Source organism: Kocuria sp. WRN011, from assembly GCF_002295155.1.
Lineage (GTDB): Bacteria > Actinomycetota > Actinomycetes > Actinomycetales > Micrococcaceae > Kocuria > Kocuria carniphila.
Genome location: NZ_NSGI01000003.1, coordinates 215,183 through 232,950 on the forward strand (window position 1 = coordinate 215,183; position 17,768 = coordinate 232,950).

General features: G+C 62.0%; 19 protein-coding genes. 6 read left to right on the forward strand and 13 right to left on the reverse strand.

The genetic code is table 11. The annotated features are described in order from the left end of the window. Nucleotides 1-20: 20 nt before the first annotated feature. Together CKW39_RS05680 and CKW39_RS05685 are read right to left on the reverse strand one after the other, a co-directional pair. Nucleotides 21-1,370 (reverse strand): threonine/serine exporter ThrE family protein, encoded by a 1,350-nt coding sequence (locus CKW39_RS05680; RefSeq protein ID WP_173674286.1) that lies wholly within the window; start codon nucleotides 1,368-1,370, stop codon nucleotides 21-23. A gap of 172 nt (nucleotides 1,371-1,542) precedes the next feature. Next, entirely contained in the window at nucleotides 1,543-2,196 is a 654-nt protein-coding gene (locus CKW39_RS05685) for a maleylpyruvate isomerase N-terminal domain-containing protein (RefSeq protein WP_095797174.1), read from the reverse strand. Between the two features lie 224 nt (nucleotides 2,197-2,420). Between CKW39_RS05685 and CKW39_RS05690 the strand changes: the two genes are divergently transcribed. From CKW39_RS05690 to CKW39_RS05700, 3 genes are all read left to right on the forward strand, one after another. Beyond that, complete coding sequence (locus CKW39_RS05690) at nucleotides 2,421-2,927, forward strand: DUF6506 family protein (RefSeq protein ID WP_095797175.1); 507 nt, start codon at nucleotides 2,421-2,423, stop codon at nucleotides 2,925-2,927. A gap of 84 nt (nucleotides 2,928-3,011) precedes the next feature. Next, nucleotides 3,012-3,797: an AraC family transcriptional regulator gene (locus CKW39_RS05695; protein WP_095797176.1), complete on the forward strand. Its 786-nt coding sequence runs from the start codon at nucleotides 3,012-3,014 to the stop codon at nucleotides 3,795-3,797. Between the two features lie 75 nt (nucleotides 3,798-3,872). Beyond that, nucleotides 3,873-4,490: a LysE family translocator gene (locus CKW39_RS05700; RefSeq protein ID WP_095797177.1), complete on the forward strand. Its 618-nt coding sequence runs from the start codon at nucleotides 3,873-3,875 to the stop codon at nucleotides 4,488-4,490. A gap of 90 nt (nucleotides 4,491-4,580) precedes the next feature. Here CKW39_RS05700 and CKW39_RS05705 read toward each other — a convergent pair whose 3' ends face one another. Beyond that, complete coding sequence (locus tag CKW39_RS05705) at nucleotides 4,581-4,991, reverse strand: VOC family protein (RefSeq protein WP_095797178.1); 411 nt, start codon at nucleotides 4,989-4,991, stop codon at nucleotides 4,581-4,583. Between the two features lie 4 nt (nucleotides 4,992-4,995). Beyond that, nucleotides 4,996-5,796 (reverse strand): AraC family transcriptional regulator, encoded by an 801-nt coding sequence (locus CKW39_RS05710; RefSeq protein WP_095797179.1) that lies wholly within the window; start codon nucleotides 5,794-5,796, stop codon nucleotides 4,996-4,998. A gap of 211 nt (nucleotides 5,797-6,007) precedes the next feature. On the opposite strand from CKW39_RS05710, the gene CKW39_RS05715 reads away from it, so the two are divergent. Further along, nucleotides 6,008-7,045 carry an MsnO8 family LLM class oxidoreductase gene (locus CKW39_RS05715; RefSeq protein WP_095797180.1) on the forward strand — a complete coding sequence of 346 codons (1,038 nt, stop codon included), beginning with the start codon at nucleotides 6,008-6,010 and terminating at the stop codon, nucleotides 7,043-7,045. Between the two features lie 2 nt (nucleotides 7,046-7,047). On the opposite strand, the gene dnaB is transcribed toward CKW39_RS05715, so the two are convergent. Beyond that, on the reverse strand, nucleotides 7,048-9,447 hold the full coding sequence (gene dnaB / locus CKW39_RS05720; RefSeq protein ID WP_095797181.1) for a replicative DNA helicase: 2,400 nt from the start codon (nucleotides 9,445-9,447) through the stop codon (nucleotides 7,048-7,050). Between the two features lie 253 nt (nucleotides 9,448-9,700). Between dnaB and CKW39_RS05725 the strand changes: the two genes are divergently transcribed. Together CKW39_RS05725 and CKW39_RS05730 are read left to right on the forward strand one after the other, a co-directional pair. Beyond that, nucleotides 9,701-11,137, forward strand: a complete 1,437-nt coding sequence (locus tag CKW39_RS05725) for a hemolysin family protein (protein WP_095797299.1) — start codon at nucleotides 9,701-9,703, stop codon at nucleotides 11,135-11,137. After that, nucleotides 11,134-12,180, forward strand: a complete 1,047-nt coding sequence (locus tag CKW39_RS05730; protein WP_095797182.1) for a hemolysin family protein — start codon at nucleotides 11,134-11,136, stop codon at nucleotides 12,178-12,180. The genes CKW39_RS05725 and CKW39_RS05730 overlap by 4 nt, the downstream gene beginning before the upstream one ends. A gap of 97 nt (nucleotides 12,181-12,277) precedes the next feature. Here CKW39_RS05730 and CKW39_RS05735 read toward each other — a convergent pair whose 3' ends face one another. The 8 genes from CKW39_RS05735 to CKW39_RS05770 form a co-directional block, all read right to left on the reverse strand. Further along, the gene (locus tag CKW39_RS05735; RefSeq protein ID WP_254049293.1) at nucleotides 12,278-12,589 is read right to left on the reverse strand and encodes a hypothetical protein; all 312 of its coding nucleotides are present in this window, start codon (nucleotides 12,587-12,589) and stop codon (nucleotides 12,278-12,280) included. Between the two features lie 174 nt (nucleotides 12,590-12,763). Next, entirely contained in the window at nucleotides 12,764-13,213 is a 450-nt protein-coding gene (gene rplI / locus CKW39_RS05740) for a 50S ribosomal protein L9 (RefSeq protein ID WP_095797184.1), read from the reverse strand. Nucleotides 13,214-13,233: 20 nt separating this feature from the next. Then, on the reverse strand, nucleotides 13,234-13,470 hold the full coding sequence (gene rpsR / locus CKW39_RS05745; protein ID WP_016998183.1) for a 30S ribosomal protein S18: 237 nt from the start codon (nucleotides 13,468-13,470) through the stop codon (nucleotides 13,234-13,236). 65 nt (nucleotides 13,471-13,535) lie between these two features. Continuing rightward, nucleotides 13,536-14,213 carry a single-stranded DNA-binding protein gene (locus tag CKW39_RS05750; protein WP_095797185.1) on the reverse strand — a complete coding sequence of 226 codons (678 nt, stop codon included), beginning with the start codon at nucleotides 14,211-14,213 and terminating at the stop codon, nucleotides 13,536-13,538. Between the two features lie 128 nt (nucleotides 14,214-14,341). After that, nucleotides 14,342-14,647: a 30S ribosomal protein S6 gene (rpsF, locus tag CKW39_RS05755; protein WP_095797186.1), complete on the reverse strand. Its 306-nt coding sequence runs from the start codon at nucleotides 14,645-14,647 to the stop codon at nucleotides 14,342-14,344. Between the two features lie 127 nt (nucleotides 14,648-14,774). Beyond that, nucleotides 14,775-15,206, reverse strand: a complete 432-nt coding sequence (locus CKW39_RS05760; protein ID WP_095797187.1) for a TM2 domain-containing protein — start codon at nucleotides 15,204-15,206, stop codon at nucleotides 14,775-14,777. A gap of 28 nt (nucleotides 15,207-15,234) precedes the next feature. Then, entirely contained in the window at nucleotides 15,235-16,371 is a 1,137-nt protein-coding gene (locus tag CKW39_RS05765) for a hypothetical protein (RefSeq protein WP_095797188.1), read from the reverse strand. A 102-nt stretch (nucleotides 16,372-16,473) separates the two neighbouring features. Continuing rightward, nucleotides 16,474-17,733 carry a glycosyltransferase 87 family protein gene (locus CKW39_RS05770; RefSeq protein WP_095797189.1) on the reverse strand — a complete coding sequence of 420 codons (1,260 nt, stop codon included), beginning with the start codon at nucleotides 17,731-17,733 and terminating at the stop codon, nucleotides 16,474-16,476. Nucleotides 17,734-17,768 lie beyond the last annotated feature (35 nt).

The window sequence follows — 17,768 nt, forward strand, 5'->3', positions numbered from 1 at the left end:
AGCCGTCGGTGCCGCTGGAGTTACTGGGTGAACGGCTTGGAGAAGATCGGGACCATGATGTCGCTGAAATTCTCCTCGTCGGCCATCTCCTTGCGGAAGGCGCGGTCCGGGTGCTTGTGGGTGAACTGCTTACGGCGGCTCGCCCACAGCGCCTCGGAGGCGAGGTACTGACCCAAGATGCCGCCCATGGACAGGCAGAACGCGGTAATGGAGGCTTCCAACAACGAATCATTAGCGCCGTCCATACCGAAGATCGTGCCCAGCACGCCCTGGTAGACCAACATGCCAGGGAACAACGGTAAGAGGACGACCATCAGTGAAGCGTTGGAGGCCATGTTGAGCGCACGCGTGAGCACCACACACACGGCACCCGCTGCGATTGACGCGACCAAGATTGCTGCGAAGGAACTGATGCCCGCGGTAGAAAGGGAAAGCATAAGGAGCATCACCACCCCGCCGAACAGGCCCAAGGCACCGAGCTTCCACCCGCGACCACCGGAGGCGAGCGCGAAGCCCGCCGATACCAACGTGGCGCCGAGCACTGAGAGGCCCCAGCGGGTGTCATCCATCTCGAGCGTCTCGATGAAGTTCATGTCCTCACCGAAGATCGGCTGCATCAAGTGGATACCCAGAGTCACACCGGCGACCAGGCCGGCGGTACTGGTGAGCACGTCAAGGATCCGGCCCGAGGCCGAGAGGTACCAGCCGGTGATGACATCGTGCACCGCGCCGTAGGCGGCGATGCCCGCCAACCAGGCAGCAAGGGAGGCGACGATGCAGACCGCAGGCTGCGACGTCGAAAAGAAAAGTCCGGAAATGCACGCGCCGATAACCGCGGTGAAACCGCCCGCGGCGAGGCTGAAGATCATGGGTGCCTGAGTGCGTACAACCAAGGCGTAGACGGTGTACACGGCCGCCGCGATGAAGGCGGCGCTGATAGTCGTGACCAGTCCGCCGCCAAGGATCAAGGAGAAGCCGACACCGAACATCGTGAAGCCCGTGGCAGTCAGCCGGTGCCCGACGACACGCGACTTGGCCGTGACTTCTTCCATCTCGCGGATGGCTTCCTCGATGGTGAGCTGATTGAGCACGAACGCTTCGAGGACCTCACCGGTCTCGGTGCGCAGGCCAATATCCAGCGTGCCCGGTTCGGATTCGAGTATCCGGGTGCTGGGCGCGTCGTCGGGCTCTTCCTGATGACTGATTGTGACCTGGCCCAGGCTGACGCTGACGGTCACATTGGGCATCTCGGTCTTTTGGAAGATGGACAGGAGAGATTTGGTGGTGCTGGCAGATCCCGAGCCGCTTCGGATCAAAGCGTCCGCGATCAAGAAGGCGAGTTTATAAGCCGCCTGTTCAGTTGAAAGCATGCGGTCACCCTAACCACAGAACTCGGGCTGCTGCCAATGATGCTAGTGGCGGAGGGCCGGTGTAATGCCCGTCATGGCGGGGATTTTGGGCCCGCGGGGTGAGTTTATTCACTGGAGCTGCCAGCCGTGGAGTAGCTACGTTCTGCGGACTTCGCTACCGGAGGCGACCGCCTCACAACTGAACGGGAAAGTACTTGGTTCGTTCCATATCTTTGGGTAGTTGTTCGCGGCCGAAACCGACCAGTAGGGCTTGCTTGTCAGTCATCGAGTCCGGCAGATCCTGACCAGCCAGCGCCTCCACGGTGCTCCGGCCAAGGTGGGCCCCGACCGGTGCGACATCGATGTTCAAATCCAGTAGGTGAATGGCGAGCTCAACGATCCACGTGTTCACGAAATCGGCGGCCATCAACGTCTTACCTTGGAACTTCACGGGTTGATCGTTCAACGACTCCACGGTCATGCATGCCCGGTCGACGGCGTCTGCCAAGTGCGTCATCGACGAGGACGGGCGTTCGTAGGCCGACGCCGTCCGTCGGAGCCACATGAGGGCTGGGATGGGATCTTCACCCAGATCATCCGCGTACGAAGACCAGTAGGTGATGTAGTCGTGACTCACGGGGCATGAGGAGTTGGCCTGAACAGCGGTCGCCATTTCATCCAGCCCCATCCGGACGTGGACGATCAGCTCGAGCCTGCTCCATCCTCTACATAAGGAGGGATCCAAGAGAGCCAGGTCGTCGAGGGCACGAGTCGTTTCCAAGAACTGATGGGCCTGCTCCACGAAAAGTTCTGTCGTGGCTTTGAGACTTCCGAGTGGGGTTCTCATTTCTCGAGTCTATTGAGCCTGATGAACGGGGCGGTAGGTTCTGCGGAGAACCATTCGGTTTCTGAAGTCACGATGACTCCGGCGCCTCCGGAGTCCCGGACGAGCCGGTCCAGATCAGTAGCCTCACGTGGTTGCGCCCGCAGGTTTAGTCCCTGTACGGCATGTTCTACTCGTGATCGGTCAGGAAGCTGAAATAGCAGACCCACTGTCATTGTTCTACGAACATGGCTACGCATGTGTTGTTCGAAGGAGACACGGGCGTCATTGTTCGAGAGGACGGACTCACCGTGGAAGGCGTTAGCCTCACAGGCCTCATCGATGCCGCGAAGCGGGCTGCCCTACTCGCGGATCGCATCGAACTGTGCGGCGGTCTCGGTGTCGAAGATGCCGCAAAAGTAATTGTTGCCGTCGGCGCTAACGCGAATGTGCGTTTGAACCGGTACGGGTACGAATCACTCGAACAAGTCGCCGCCTATAAGGTGGCGTTTGAAGATGGCAAGGTGGGCGACGGGGCATTCCTTTACGGTTCGGCGCAATCAACCCCGCTCAAATACCACGACGGCATTATGACCGCCGGAGTCGCTGACGAAAGTTCCCTCATTGAGCGGGCACGAGAGGCGCAGGCGACCTGTGCGGGGATTATCGAACTCTACGGAGGGCTCGGCGCTCAAGCGGCTGCTACCGTGCGCCGGGTTACCGGTGAGGCACTGCCGGTGGGGTTCATTGACTGAGCTCTTCCGTTCGCTCGGATCACTAAGTTTGCTATTCACATAATTCTCACTCCACACGGGGAAGCGAACGAAGGAAGCCACACGATGGAGTTCTGCCGCAGCACTGCGCTTCCTCACCTCGAGGGCCGACGGTCATGTCAAGAGAACGCCTGCTACCGGCCGCACTCTCACGACGTTTTATCGATCGGCGTGATCGATGCGGGAAGCTCCGTGTTGACCACTCCCGCCAGCGACCCCGTCCAGCTAGAAACCGGCAATGTCATCGTCATCCCCGCCAATCAGGTTCACGCATGCAACCCTCACGAGGGTCAGTGGCTCTACCAAATGATCCATATGGATCAAAGATGGGCGGCCTCACTCGCTCCGAGACGAGAAGCCAGTCATTTCCTCGCCGAAATCAACGTGTTCCATCACCCAGACTTGCATCGCCGAGTCAGCGCATTGAACACCGCTATCTACAACGATGAGACCAGGGAACAGATCGAAGCCCAGGTCAAAAGTCTACTTGGGGGGCTTGATATAGCCTCCTCCGCTTACCTCACGACGAGCAAAACCGACCCCGAGCTGCTAACCCGCCTCGCACCAGTCATGGTGAGGCTGCGCGACGACGACTCGAACCCAGCATTGGATGATCTAGCAAAATTGGTCGGTATGACGAAGTACCAGCTTGTTCGCGCAGTACGGCGTACCACCGGACTCTCGCCATTGGCATGGCGTCAGAACGCCCGCATAACTCAAGGTCGTCACAAGCTCCGCGAAGGTTTACCCATTACGGAAACCGCCCATGATTTGGGGTTCACAGACCAGAGTCATTTCCACCGGGTCTTCCGCGCTCATGTCGCCGCGTCGCCGGGCACCTACCAAGGCTGACTGCAAGAACGTACAAGACCCGGCGCGACCAAACCTCGATGCTTGACAGGATCACCGTCATGCATGAGGAGAGAGATGGAACAATTCGCCGCCGTCGCAGTCGCACACTTCTTGGCGCTGCTGATTCCTGGGGTAGATTTCTTCCTCATTGTCCGCACCGCGCTGACCCATGGCTGGCGAAATGCCACCGGAGCTTGCTTGGGTATTGCCATCGCGAACGGGGTCTTCATCGCAGGCGCGTTCGTCGGTGTCGCACTGATTTCGAACCCGGTAGTCCTCGACACCATCCAAATGGCTGGCGGCATATTCCTAATTTTCATTGGCATCGCTTTCCTAAGGTCGAACCCCGTGATCGCTCCGGACCGAGGTACTGGTGTGAAATCCAGAACTTGGCTCCGGAACTTTGGACTTGGCTTAGCCTCGGGACTGTTGAACCCCAAGAACGCAATGTTCTACGTCAGCCTGGCCGCCGCAGTTTCAACCGCGACGCCTCTTTCCTTAGTGCTCTACGGCGCCTGGATGTTCGCCGTCGTCCTCGTCTGGGATGTTTTCGTGGCTGTCGTCCTCGGCTCCAGGCATTCTCTCGGCTATCTGCAACGCATCCTCCCCTGGATCAGTAGATTCGCGGGTGTATTCCTCGTCCTTTTCGGCGGCAGCATGGTCATCGGCCTTGTCTTGAAATTCCTCGGTTGATCAGCATGATCCGTAAGATCGGTCTCTACACGAGATAAAAACGTGAAGAGCCCAACTGAGTGAGACGCCGCTAAGCGCAGAGGTCGGCCGTCACTCCCCCGGATACGACCCCATGCTCCATTGGTTGCCTTCGGGATCTGCAATCGTCGCCGAGCGGCCTCCGTAGTCCTGGTTGGTGGGCTCAGCGATGGCAGTGCCGTGTGCGGCGAGCGCACGGTGGAACACTTCGTCGACCTCGGCGTCGGTCTCGACCACCAAGTAGCACTTGGCGTGTCCGACCATCTCGGAGCGCGCGTGCGGATTGTCTTCGCGCACCGATCCGAACATCACGCCGCCGTTGTCGCGCCATCGGTATTGGGCGTGTTCGACGATGTTCGGATCGTTGTCGTTGGTGTTCACCACTACTTCTTCGAACCCCAAGGCCCGCAAGAACTCTGCGCCGCGAGCGGCGTCGGCGAAGGTCAGTGAATGGAACAGCTGTGGTTTCGTGTTGTGTGTCATGACTTCATGCTGCCGTGTCCGGGTACTGCAGGTCTTGAAGAAATGGAAACTCTTGTTCCTTGGTAGGAGACTGTCCTGCCAGCACGTGCCACTCCCTCGACAAGTGGGACTGATCGGCGAAGCCGGCGGCATAAGCGGCGTCGGCGAGACTGCTGCCTTCACCGACCAACGTTCGTGCACGCGAGAACCGGGCCAGGCGACTGAGTTGCTTGGGTGAAATACCGATCTCGCTATGAACTCTGGTGTTGAGATACCGACGCGACCACCCGACGTCGGCGGCGGTTTGGGCTACTCCACAGCCGTGACACAACAACCGCCAGGCGCGGCGGATGTCGGCGGGCATCGAGAACGCATCCAGACGGTTCAGAAGCAGCGATTCAAGAACAGCGAACCTCTGAGGCCATTCGGTTTGTTCGGCGATCCGGGCGTATTCATACTCCGTAAGCCCGCGGGGCAGCTCGACCAGATCTACGCTGTGACCGGCCAGTTCCGCTAACGGTGCCCCGAAGAGGGAACGACAGCCCAACGGTGTCAGCTGCAATTGGATACCGCGTTGCAAACCGTGGGTGCGGATCAGTGCGGGAAACAGGTGCAGCCCGGAGGCCGAGGCCCACAGTTTCTGCGACTCACGCTCGCCGAACCAGCCGACGTCGAGCGGGTCCTCGAAAGCAATGATCAGCGTGGCCGTGGCCCTGGGGACGCCAAGGTGCACCTGATCTGCGCTGAGGGTGATGTCATAGCCGACCATCGGCCCAGCGAGGTAGTCCCGCAAGACCGGATGCGGCTGATGGATCGCCCCAGTCATGCCGCCAAGCTAGCACGGGAGATGCTTTAGGAGGCAGGCCTATCCAGGCCAAGTGTGAGGTGAGGGCACCCGGAATCCCGGGTGACGATTCAGTTGGCTTGCCTACCCGTGGCCACGCTGGCGACAGCCATATAAAAGAACACCCTTGGGCCGACCAACTACCTCCCGTAGCATCGGTGGAACCCGCCGCCGATGCCGAGGAGCTACGCCCTTGAAACTTTCTATCGTTGACCTCGGTACGGTCGCTCCGGGAACTTCGGAAAAAGAAGCCCTGGCCGACTCCCTCGATAACGCTCGACACGCTGAACGGCTCGGGTACCACCGGGTCTGGTTTGCCGAGCATCATTTGAGCCGGTCCGGCGCATCGCATCACCCCGAGTTGCTGATCGCCGCGGCAGCCACGGTGACCTCGCGCATCAGACTGGGCTCTGGCGCGGTGTTGATGAATCACTACAGCCCGTTCAAGATTGCGGAAATGTTCAAGCAGTTAGAAGCAATGGCGCCCGGCCGGATCGATCTGGGCATGGGGCGTGCCACCGCGGGCCCCGTGATCGATGCCGCGTTGCAACAGAACCGTGAGCACCCGGCGCAGGCCGATCATCAGCAGCAGATATTGGAAACTCTGGCCTGGCTGTACGGATCATTCCCCGAGGGTCATCCCTTTGCGGGCCATCCGCTCATGCCCACCGTTCCGGAAGTTCCGCAGACCTGGTTGCTGGGGTCCAGTCCGAACGGGTCAAACTTGGCGGCTGCACTGGGCATCGGCTACACCTTTGCCGGGTTCATCAACCCTCGGAGCGCAGCTCCAGCATTGCGCCAGTACCGTGAGAACTTCACACCACAAAATTTCGGGCTCGACTCTCCTCGCGCCATCCTCGCGGTCAATGTGGCCGTGGGCGAGAACAATGCCGACGGTCTTCACCTGGCAGGATCGCCCAAGGGCTTCTACGCGCGGTTGAGCCGAGCAGGCCGGAACGCGGGGGTGGTCATGGTGCCCAGCCCTGAAGAAGCCGCCCGGGAGATGACCCAGGCAGAGAGGGACGAGCCGGTCACGATCACCGACGGGCAGTGGCCCAAGTTCGTCGCCGGCGGTCCCGACGAGGTGCGCGCCACGCTGGAGCAGATGGTCGAAGAGAGCGGGGCGGACGAGCTCATGATCCAAGACCTGATCGCCGATCCAAGCGCCCGCCGCCGCTCGCACGAGCTCCTCGCGCAGGCCTTCGAACTCACGCCACAGTCGGAGCCCTAAACCTAGAAGCCCTCCAACGCCATATTCGCGAACCGCGAGTAGTGGCCCTGGAACGCCACCACGATCGTCTTGGTGGGACCGTTACGGTGCTTCGCCACGATCACGTCCGCCTCACCGGCACGCGGTGACTCCTTGTCGTACACGTCCTCACGGTGCAGCAGAATGACCATGTCCGCGTCCTGCTCGATCGAGTTGTGAACGGTCACGCCATTGGCCACGAAATTGTGCGCGCCAACCACGGTGGCATCGAAGACTTCCTCGACACCGTCCTCCTCGATGGACACGATGCGATCCCAATACAGATCGTTCATCGCCATCATGTCCAGGTCGTGGGTGTCGAGCGCTGATATGACCTCTTCAAGCCGAGATTGCGGCGGTCGAGTCATCGTCACCGTCCCGCCGTTAGCCACAGCGGATAAAGAGGAATCATCGCCCACCGATACGCGGTTTTCCAGAAGACCACGGACTTCATCCCACGCGTTGTACATCCCGCTGGAGCCAGGCGCGGCTTTCTCGGCCTTCGCCGCCCGCAAAGCAGAGCGCAGCTGCGCCGCTGCCACAGCAGACTCGCCATTTACAGGAATCTGCTCGAGGAACATCAGCTGATCCTCGAACTCGTCGATCGACACGGCAGAAGAGGCAGCAGCAGAATCGTTGGAACAGGAAACAGCCCCCACGATCCCGAAACGCAACAACAGGCGAGCCACGGCGTTGGCCGCCGCGCGCGACGTCGTCGTCGTCAATGAAATCTCGCCGCACTCTGCGGAACCCGCCTCCGAAACCGAACCGGAAGAAGACCATGCCGAGCTCAGCAGCAACCGCACCTGATCCTTGGGCAGCCCGAACACGGACGCCGGCACAGTCGACAGCCCAGCCAACCGAGCACCCAGGGCGGACACCTCAGCATCACCCATGGCCATAGAAGAAGTAGGCGCTCCCACATGCCGCGGAATACCCAAGCGATCCCCCACGCCCAGATCGCCGAGAGCCCTCCAGCCCGAATAGGTGAAGAACTTGTGGTTCGCCGTCGCCCGCACCTCGCGACCGGAGGCCAAACGCAAGCGGTAGACAGGCTTCACACCCGTCGAGAACACATGTGTCATGGGCCGCTGCACGTAGCGCAGGTCGTCCGCGAGCGCCCACACCGGAACGTCCTTCTCACCCGACTCGTACAGGTCACGCATGGTCGTCTCCGCGCCAGTGTCCGCGCGCAGAATCCGAGTGTCACCGGTCAGGCAACCGGACTCACGCAGATCACTCACCTGCGGCTTCTTGTCCGTGCGCTGCTCGGAGCCACGGTTCAGCTGGGACAGCGCGATGACCGGAACCTCGAGCTCCTTGGCGAGCAGCTTGAGTGCACGGGAGAACTCGGAGACCTCTTGCTGACGGGACTCGACCTTCTTGCCGGAGCTCATGAGCTGCAGGTAGTCGAGCACCACAAGCTTCAGGTCGTGCTTCTGCTTCAACCGCCGGCACTTCGCGCGGATCTCCATGAGCGACATATTGGGCGAATCGTCAATGAACAGCGGCGCTGAATCCATCTTGCCCATGATCTGCGCGATCTTGGCCCACTGCTCGTCCTGCAAGGTGCCCGCGCGCAAGTCCTGCATCTGCAGTGTGCCCTCTGCGGACAGCAGACGCATCGCGATCTCGTTGCGGCTCATTTCCAACGAGAAGATCACGGACGTCATGTTGTGCTTGATCGAGGCAGAACGCGCGATATCCAGCGCAAACGTCGACTTACCCATTGCAGGTCGCGCCGCGATCACTATCATCTGGCCGCCCTGGAAACCGTGCGTCAGCTCGTCCAGTTCGATGAAGCCGGTGGGCACGCCCTGCATGCCCTCCCGGTTACCGGCCGCCTCGATCTCGTCCACGGCGGATTCCATGACCTCGCTGAGCACCACGTAGTCCTCGGACGTGCGCCGCTCGGCGACCTGATAGATCTCGCCCTGGGCCTCGTTGACGATGTCATCGACTTCGCCGTCCTGCGAGTAGCCCAGCTGCGCGATCTTGGTGCCGGCCTCGACCAGGCGCCGCAGCACCGCACGTTCGCGCACGATCTCCGCATAGAAACCCGCGTTGGCCGCGGTCGGCACAGACGCGATCAGCGAGTGCAGGTACGCCACGCCACCGATGCGCTCGATCTCACCGCGCTTCGTGAGCTCGTCGCCCACGGTGATCGCATCGGCAGGTTCGCCGCGCCCGTAAAGGGAGATCACGGCGTCGTAAACGGATTCGTGCGCCGGCTTGTAGAAATCCACGCCGCGGAGCACTTCCACCACGTCCGCAATGGCGTCCTTGGAGAGCAGCATGCCGCCCAGCACCGACTGCTCCGCCACGTTGTCGTGCGGCAGCGAGCGCCCGTACTCCTCGCGCGATCCGGACGTGTATTCCGACACCCTCACTCACTTCCATTCCTCAAAGACTGCGTTCCATTGTCGCACTGAGCCACGACACGGATAACACGCGTTCGCCCTTGGGGAGTACGACGCCGCTCACCCCCTGGAAACTCACGGGTTCCGCCTGTAGATTTGTTCCGTTTTATACCTCGCGGCACACCGAGCGCCGCTCGCACCAAGATACGGAGACCATGAGCGCCCCTAGCGACGCCCCCTGTAAAAGACCCGGTTTTCTGAGTTGTAGCCAGGGGTGGTGGAGCTAGTGGAAGTCGTCTCCATCATCATCGGACTCGTGCTGATCGCAGCGTGTGGCGCCTTTGTCGCCGCCGAGTTCTCCCTCATCACCGTCAATCGCAATGACGTAGAAGCCGCCGCCAAGACCGGCGACCGCCGCTCCCAAGGCGTGCTGAAGGGCATGAAGACCCTGTCCACGCAGCTCTCCGGAGCGCAGCTGGGCATTACGGTGACCAACCTGGGCATTGGCTTCCTCGCAGAACCCGCCATTGCCGCCCTCATCGTGGGGCCGCTCACAGACGCCGGCCTCTCACCCGTCGCGGCCCGGTCCACCTCCATCACGCTGGCCCTGGTGCTGGCGACCGGCTTGACCATGATCTTCGGCGAGCTGGTTCCCAAGAACCTCGCGATCGCCAAACCGCTGGCCACCGCGAAGGCAGTGGTCGGATTCCAGCGTGGTTTCACCAAGGTGCTGGGTTGGCCCATCCGGTTGTTCAACAACAACGCGAACAAGATCGTACGCGCATTGGGTGTGGAACCTCAGGAGGAACTGGCTTCGACCCGCTCTCCCGAAGAGCTCGCCGGACTGGTCCGGCACTCCGCCAATCAGGGTGCACTGGCCTCCCAGACCGCGGAACTCGTCGAGCGTTCATTCGCGTTCGGTGACCGCCGCGCGCATGACGCCATGACCCCGCGCGGTCAAATGGTCACCCTGTCCCCGGACAGCACCGTGCGCGATCTGCTGCGCGAATCCAAGGCCACCGGCTTCTCCCGTTTCCCTGTGCTGCACGAGGACAAGGAGCACGTTCTGGGTCAGGTGCACGTGCGTCAGGCACTGGCTGTGCCCTACGCCCAGCGTGAATCCGTCACCGTGGATCAGATCATGGGCGAGGCGCGCTTTGTCCCGGACACCGTGGAACTCGACGACCTCATGGACGTCCTGCGCACCGGTGCCCTGCAGATGACCTTGCTCGTGGACGAGTTCGGCGACATCGCCGGCCTGGTCACCCTGGAGGACCTCGTGGAGGAACTCGTGGGCGAAGTCCGCGACGAGCACGATCCCCAGGACGAACCACACGCCGAACAGCACGACGACCTCTGGACCTTCTCCGCCGCCCTGCGACCGGACGAGGCCAGCGAACACCTGGGTGTCACCGTCCCCGAACACGAGGACTACGAGACCCTGGCCGGCCTCATCACCCTGGATCTGGGCCGCCTGGCCGAGGTCGGTGACACCGTCACGGTCGAGTCCGATCCGGATCCCGGTGAGGATCCCTCGCTCATCACTTTTGAGGTCATTGCCCTGGACGAGCACCGCATCACCGAGCTGACCGCCCGCGTGAGCGAGGTGCCGTCCGAGGATGAAGCCGAGCACGAGAGCCGGGAGCACGAAACAAGGGCCACCGACCACCACGAGGCCCCAAGCGGCGTCGTCGACCAGGAGGAGAACCGATGAGCGACCTCGCCGGACTGCTGCTCACCGTGGTGCTGCTGGCAGGCAACGCATTCTTCGTGGGTGCGGAATTCGCCCTGATTTCCGCACGCCGCACCGTGATCGAACCCAAGGCACTCGAGGGGAAGTGGGCCGCCAAGGTCACCCTCAAGGCCATGGAGAACGTCTCCCTCATGATGGCCGGCGCGCAGCTGGGCATCACCATCTGCACCCTGGCGCTCGGCGCGATCAGTGAACCGGCCATCGCGAACCTGCTCGAGGTTCCTTTCGCCGCGATCGGCGTACCCGAGGCCCTACAGCACCCGATTGCGTTCGCGATCGCGCTGTCCATGGTGACCTATTTGCACGTGGTGATCGGCGAGATGGTTCCCAAGAACATCGCACTGGCGACCCCCGAGCGCAGCGCGCTGGTGCTCGGTCCCATCCTGGTGGGCGTGGTCACCGTGCTGCGCCCGCTGCTGTGGGCCATGAACGGAATCGGCAACCTCATCCTGCGCATGATGCGCGTGCAGCCCAAGAACGAGGTCACCTCGGTCTTCACCCGCGACGAAGTGGCCGCCCTGGTCGCCGAATCGCGCCACGGCGGGCTGCTCGAAGCTAACGACGAGCGTCTGCTCCTGGGCGCCCTGACCTTCGAGGAACGCAGCGTCAACGGCATCTTGATCCCCATGAGCAAGGTGACGTGCCTGCCTTCGGGCGTCACCACCGCCCAGGCCGAGATCATCGCCGCGGACAGCTACTCACGCTTCCCGATGCTCGCCCGCGACGGATCGCTGGCCGGTTACGTCCACATCAAGGACCTGATCGAAGAGGACGACGCCGCTCGCGACCTTCCCATCGAGGCCTCCCAGGTGCGGGCACTGCCCCGCATCAATGCGGACATGCCGCTGCGGCAAGCGCTGACCATCATGCAGAACTCGGGTGCCCACCTGGGCGCCGTGATTTCCGCGGACGGTCACGTGGACGGCATCGTGACGCTGGAGGACATGCTCGAGGAACTCGTGGGACAGATTCGCGACGACAGCCGCATGATCCGTCAGGCTTAACGACACACGCTGTCCACGGATTGTGGAAAACCTGTGGACAGCGTGTGGAACACGCCGTGCGAACTTGTGCACGGATTGTGGACGGATCTGTGGATAACTAGAGCACGGTGGCCATCAACCCAAGCCAAAGCAGGGGCGAGAACACCAGCGACAGTACCAATACAATGATGAATCTCCCTCTGAGCAGGGGGAAAGCAACCAGCCCGGCGATGCTCAATACCGCGGCAATTATGGACGCGATAATGCTGATGACCAGCCCGATCACCAGCACGAACACGGCCCCCTGAGGGTCCAGGGAATTGCCCATGGCAAAACTCCCGGCAAAGGCGGCCACGGCCAGGCCAAGGCAGCCCAGTCCAACCCAATAGAGCTGGGACCCGGTGAGTCCCCTGTGTGCCTTGATCTCCATACCGAGAATCATCACACGTAACCCCCTGGCTCGTCCGGTCGTGACACTTGGGAAAGTCATAAGTGCTGGTCAGAGCGTGCAAACGCACAGAAAGGAACCCCGCAGGTCAGCGACCTGCGGGGTTCTTCTCAATCACATTCCACGGACATCTCGAAGGATGTCCAGGGGATGAAATCAGGCGGGGACAACCTCGAACTCGACGTTCGCGTTGACCTCTTCGTGCAGACGAACCACGGCCTGGTACACGCCGGTGGTCTTGATGCGCTGGGTGAGCTCGACACGACGCTTGTCGATGGAGCCCAGACCCGAGGCCTCAACAGCCTTGGCAACGTCGTCAGCGCGCACGGTGCCGAACAAGCGGCCCTCAGCACCGGACTTGACCGGAACGGTCAAGGTGGTGGAGGTCAGCTTGGCAGCCAGAGCCTGAGCGTCCTCGAGGGAAGCCAGGTCACGAGCGGCACGTGCGTTCTTGATGGATTCGATCTGCTTTTCAGCGCCACGGCTCCAGGGGGTTGCAAAACCGCGCGGGAAGAGGAAGTTACGGGCGTAGCCGTTCTTCACGTCAACCACGTCACCGGCTGAACCCAGCCCGGAAACTTCGTGGGTCAGAATGATCTTTGCCATAGATTCTCAGTCCTCTCAGATCAGCGGCCGGCGCCGGAGTAGGGCAGCAAAGCAACTTCACGAGCGTTCTTGATCGCCAAAGCGATCTTGCGCTGCTCCTGAACGGACACGCCGGTCACGCGGCGTGCACGGATCTTGCCGCGGTCGGAGATGAACTTGCGAAGCAGAGCGACGTCTTTGTAATCGATCTCGGTGACGCCTGCCGCCTTGAGCGGGTTCTGCTTTGGTTTCGGCTTGCGAATTTCAGCCTTGGCCATCGTGGTGCTCCTTTTCGGATGCGGAGCCCGCAGGCATTCCTGCGGGATGGGTTGGATAAGTGTGTTTAGAAGGGGGGCTCGTCTTCGGAATCGGTACCCCAGTCGTAATTACCACCGGAGGACTGACCCCAAGGATCGTTGCCCTGTTGCGGACGCTGCTGCTGACCACCACCGCGGCTGGCGTTGGGGTTACCCCCGCTGAAACCGCTTTGCTGGTTGCCGCCACCGGCGCCACCAAAGTTGCCGCCCTGGTTTCCACCAAAGCCGCCGCCCTGCTGGCCGCCACCGAATCCGGAGTCGCCTCCGAATCCGCCACCGCCGCCGGAGTTACCGAAGCTCTGGTTGCCGCCGTAGGAGTTGCCTCCCTGGCCGCCACCGCGCGAGTTCCGGTTGACCTTGGCGGTTGCGTACCGCATGGAAGGGCCGATCTCGTCGACTTCCAGTTCTTGGCTGGTGCGACGCTCCCCTTCCTTGGTCTCGTAAGAGCGTGCCTTGAGCCGACCTTGAACGATCACACGAGTGCCCTTGGTCAGGGACTCGGCCACGTTCTCCGCGGCTTCACGCCACACCGAGCAGCGCAGGAACAGGGTTTCCTGATCCTTCCACTCGTTGGACTGCCGATCGAAGGCACGCGGGGTGGACGCAATCGTGAAATTGGCCACCGCGGCTCCGGACGGAGTGAAGCGCAGTTCGGGGTCGGCGGTCAGATTGCCGATCACTGTAATGACGGTATCGCCAGCCATGTGAACCTCCGGTATCTGTGGACGCTGGATGCGAGACGTAGTGGGTTGTTCTGAAGCATCTCACGGGGGTGACCCGTCAGGGCCGTGGTGAGACGCCCTGTGCAGTCCGGGTGGACCGCACAGTCAACTCACTTGGCTTCGATCTTCTGTTCTTCAGGACGGATGATCTTGGTGCGCATCACGGCTTCGTTCAGGCCCAGGACACGGTCCAGTTCCTGAGCGGTGTGCGGCTCAGCGGTGAAGTTCACAACGGCGTAGATGCCTTCGGCCTTCTTCTGGATCTCGTAGGCCAAGCGACGACGGCCCCAGATGTCGACGTTGTCGACGGTGCCGTTCTCCTTGGTGACTACCTCGAGGAACTTCTTGAGGGTCGGCTCAACGGCGCGCTCCTCGACCTCGGGGTTGAGGATCACCATCAATTCGTATTCACGCATGTAAAGAACCCACCTCCTTCGGGCTAAGCGGCTGCGGTCCTTCCGCAGCAGGAGGTTCTGTGCGTTTGTCGGTACCGATCGCGTATCGAACGGCACACAGACTTGCCGAGTTTACTACAACTGCGGCTCAGTAGCCATTGACGCGGCGGGCCAGCCGCGCATTGAGCTGGGCGACCCGCAACGGAATGAGGAACAGGTCGATGATCATGAGCAGTCCCCACAGGCCCAGGATGAACCAGCCGATGATGATCGGGGTGGTGAACCAACCAATCGCCCACAGGAGAACGTAGAAAATTCCCTGGAACGGCTGCTGCAGGTAGAACTTGTGCACGCCCAACCAGCCCAGGAAGAACCACAACACGTAGGACAACAGGGCGGACTTGCCGCCCACCACGTTGACCACGGCCGGGCCCTGGCGGGGTTGACCCCACTGGGACGCTCCGGGGTTCTGTTGGAAACCGCCCTGGCGATATCCGCCGTTGGGTTGGTGCCCACCGGCGCGAGCGCCGTCGCGCGGGGGCAGCGGTTGAGGTTTGTAGTATTCCGGCTCTTGGGCCACGGTGACTCCCTCTTCGACTACCTCAAGTTTACGAGGCGTCGAAGGCCCGTTCGGTGTCGGTCAGCGCTCGGTGCAATTGCACATCGGTGGTGATGTTGTTCCCGGTCGATCGCGTGGTGACATCCAAACCGAACTCCACACGTTCCGTCTTGGTGCGGCCGTCTTCTCGGAAGGTCACCTTGGCCACGGCGGGGCGGTAGCGCTGGGCGTGGAACGTCAGGGGATCGTTGTCCTCCGGTTGCAGCACCAGCGCGGGCCTCCTCTCCAGCTCCCACTTCACGTCGGTCACACCGTCCGGCAGGGCATCCGGCTGCGCGGTTTCCGATCCCGACGCCGCGCCCTTGGCCCATGAGCTCGGCGCAGGGCACTTCTCGAGATCCAGACGACGCCCACTTTCGCAATCACCGAGCACCACGCCGATTTCCCGGTCCACGGTCTCCCACATGCGCGGGGACGGCCCGAAGCTCAGCTCGAGCGCCAGCGCCTGCGGGTCACTGATATTGATGCCCCCCACGGCATGTTTACTGGCCACCAGGTAGGAGTCATCCGGCATAGCCACGTTGTAGCTGCCGGGTAAGCCTTCGAACTGCCACGTGCGGGCGGCGGTGTCATCGGCGGCGCGCAACGCGGCGGCGTCGGGCCGGACGGTCTGACCGTTGACGGACAGCGCGTCCACGGCAGCGGGGAGTTTCACGGCCACCATCACGTCGTCCACGTCATTGAGCTGCCACGTGTCGTTGAGGAATCCTGTGGAGACCAACTGGTCCACCGTGTAGGTCACGCGGTGGGTCTGCCCGTCGCCCATGCGCACGTCCACCTCCACGTCCGCCTGGGTCCCGTGTTCGGACACGGAAACAACCTCGTGGCCCACCGGTCGGTCGTGAGAATTCCGATACACGGAGTTGGGCAGGATCTGCACCGTGGGGTCGCTGGTGGCGATGCTGAGCGGGGCGAGCACCTGCCGGGCACTACCGCGTTCCAACTGACCGAGGTACGCCTCCACGGGGGATTGCGGATCGCGCGAGACCAGGAAGAAGTTGATCACCGTGCTCCATAGCAGCACTACGATCACCACGCCCGCAAGGATCAGCAGCAGCGGCTTGCGCAGTGATCGCCAGGTCGGCGGCTGCCAATTGGCCACCGACTGGATTGAGGGCTTGTTCATAACTCTTTCCGACGGACAGTAATAAACAGGTTTACTTTATAATCCCACGGAACGCGCGGGTCACTTGCGAGCCGCCATCTCGGCAGGGTCACGCGAGTTCGTTCATTTGAGCGCCGAGACCCCGAGGGCCAGCGCCTTGCGTCCGCGGAACATGTCGATCACCACGGCCACCACGAAGTAGATGAGGAACAGGTAGCGGATGACCCCCAGGATGTCCTGGGGTGCCCAGCCGAACTGTTCGACCCACGGCAGGGTGGGCCAGGCGTCGGCCGGCAACACCACGGTCGCCCAGTAGAGGACTTCGACCGCTTGCCACAGGCCGAACTCGATCCAGTTGCGACGGCACAGGATCACCAGCGGCACCAACCACACGACGTAGTTGAGCGAGTAGTCCTTGGCGAGCAGCACGTAGAGGGCCAGCAGCAGGAACATCACCTGCACCACGGATGGTTCCCGGCGGCTCAACAGCGAGATGAGCAGCACGAACACGAGACCGAGCACCATGGTCAGCAGCACGTACTGACCCACGTTTCCGCCGTCCAGGGCCACCCCGGTGCGCGGTTCGATGTTGTTGTTCCATACGTTCCAGAACGAGGACTGCTCTGTATCGGAATCCACGATGGTGTTGAACTGCGCCCGCCATTGATCCCACGCGGTGAGCATGTAGGTGCCGTTGATCAGGATCCACGCGATGGCGGCGCAGATGAGCGCGCTGATGAAGTCCTTGATGAACCGGTGACGCGCGGCCATGATCAGGATGGCCAGCAGCACGACCACGGGGAAGAACGCCACGGACGCGCCGAAGCCCACCATGAATCCCGCGAGCGCCGGGTTACCGCGCACGTAGCCGAGCAGGGCGAGCATCATGAAGAGCACGGCCCACAGGTCCCAGGTCTGGAAGCCCACGAGCACCACCACGGGTGCCAGCGCCATGACCAAGGCGTCGGATTTCCGGGAGCCGCTGAGCGAGGACACCACGGCCACGATCGCGAGCCACACGAGCGCCAAGAGAATGAGGGAGAGGTCCAGGTAAATGCCCTGGTCCACGTCGATGCCCAACAGGGAGGAGAGGTTGGAGGCGAACCATCCGATGATGGTGGTGATCATGCCCACCAGAACGGGCTGATCCCCGGTGGGCCCGCCGGTGAAGAAGCCGTTGGCCACGTCCGTGGAACGCACGCCCATGTCGCCGGTGCCGATCACCGTGGCGCACAGTTCGGGAACGTCCTCCGCGAGGTTCCAGTTGGGCACTCGGCACGGCACGCGCAGCAGGTACGCCATCATGACCGTGTAGAGGCCCAGGCCGAGCAACAGCAGGCCGGAATTACCGCCGCCGCGCTTCTTGGCGCCTTCCATGCTCATGCACGCACTCCTCCGGTGGACACAGGGACGGCATT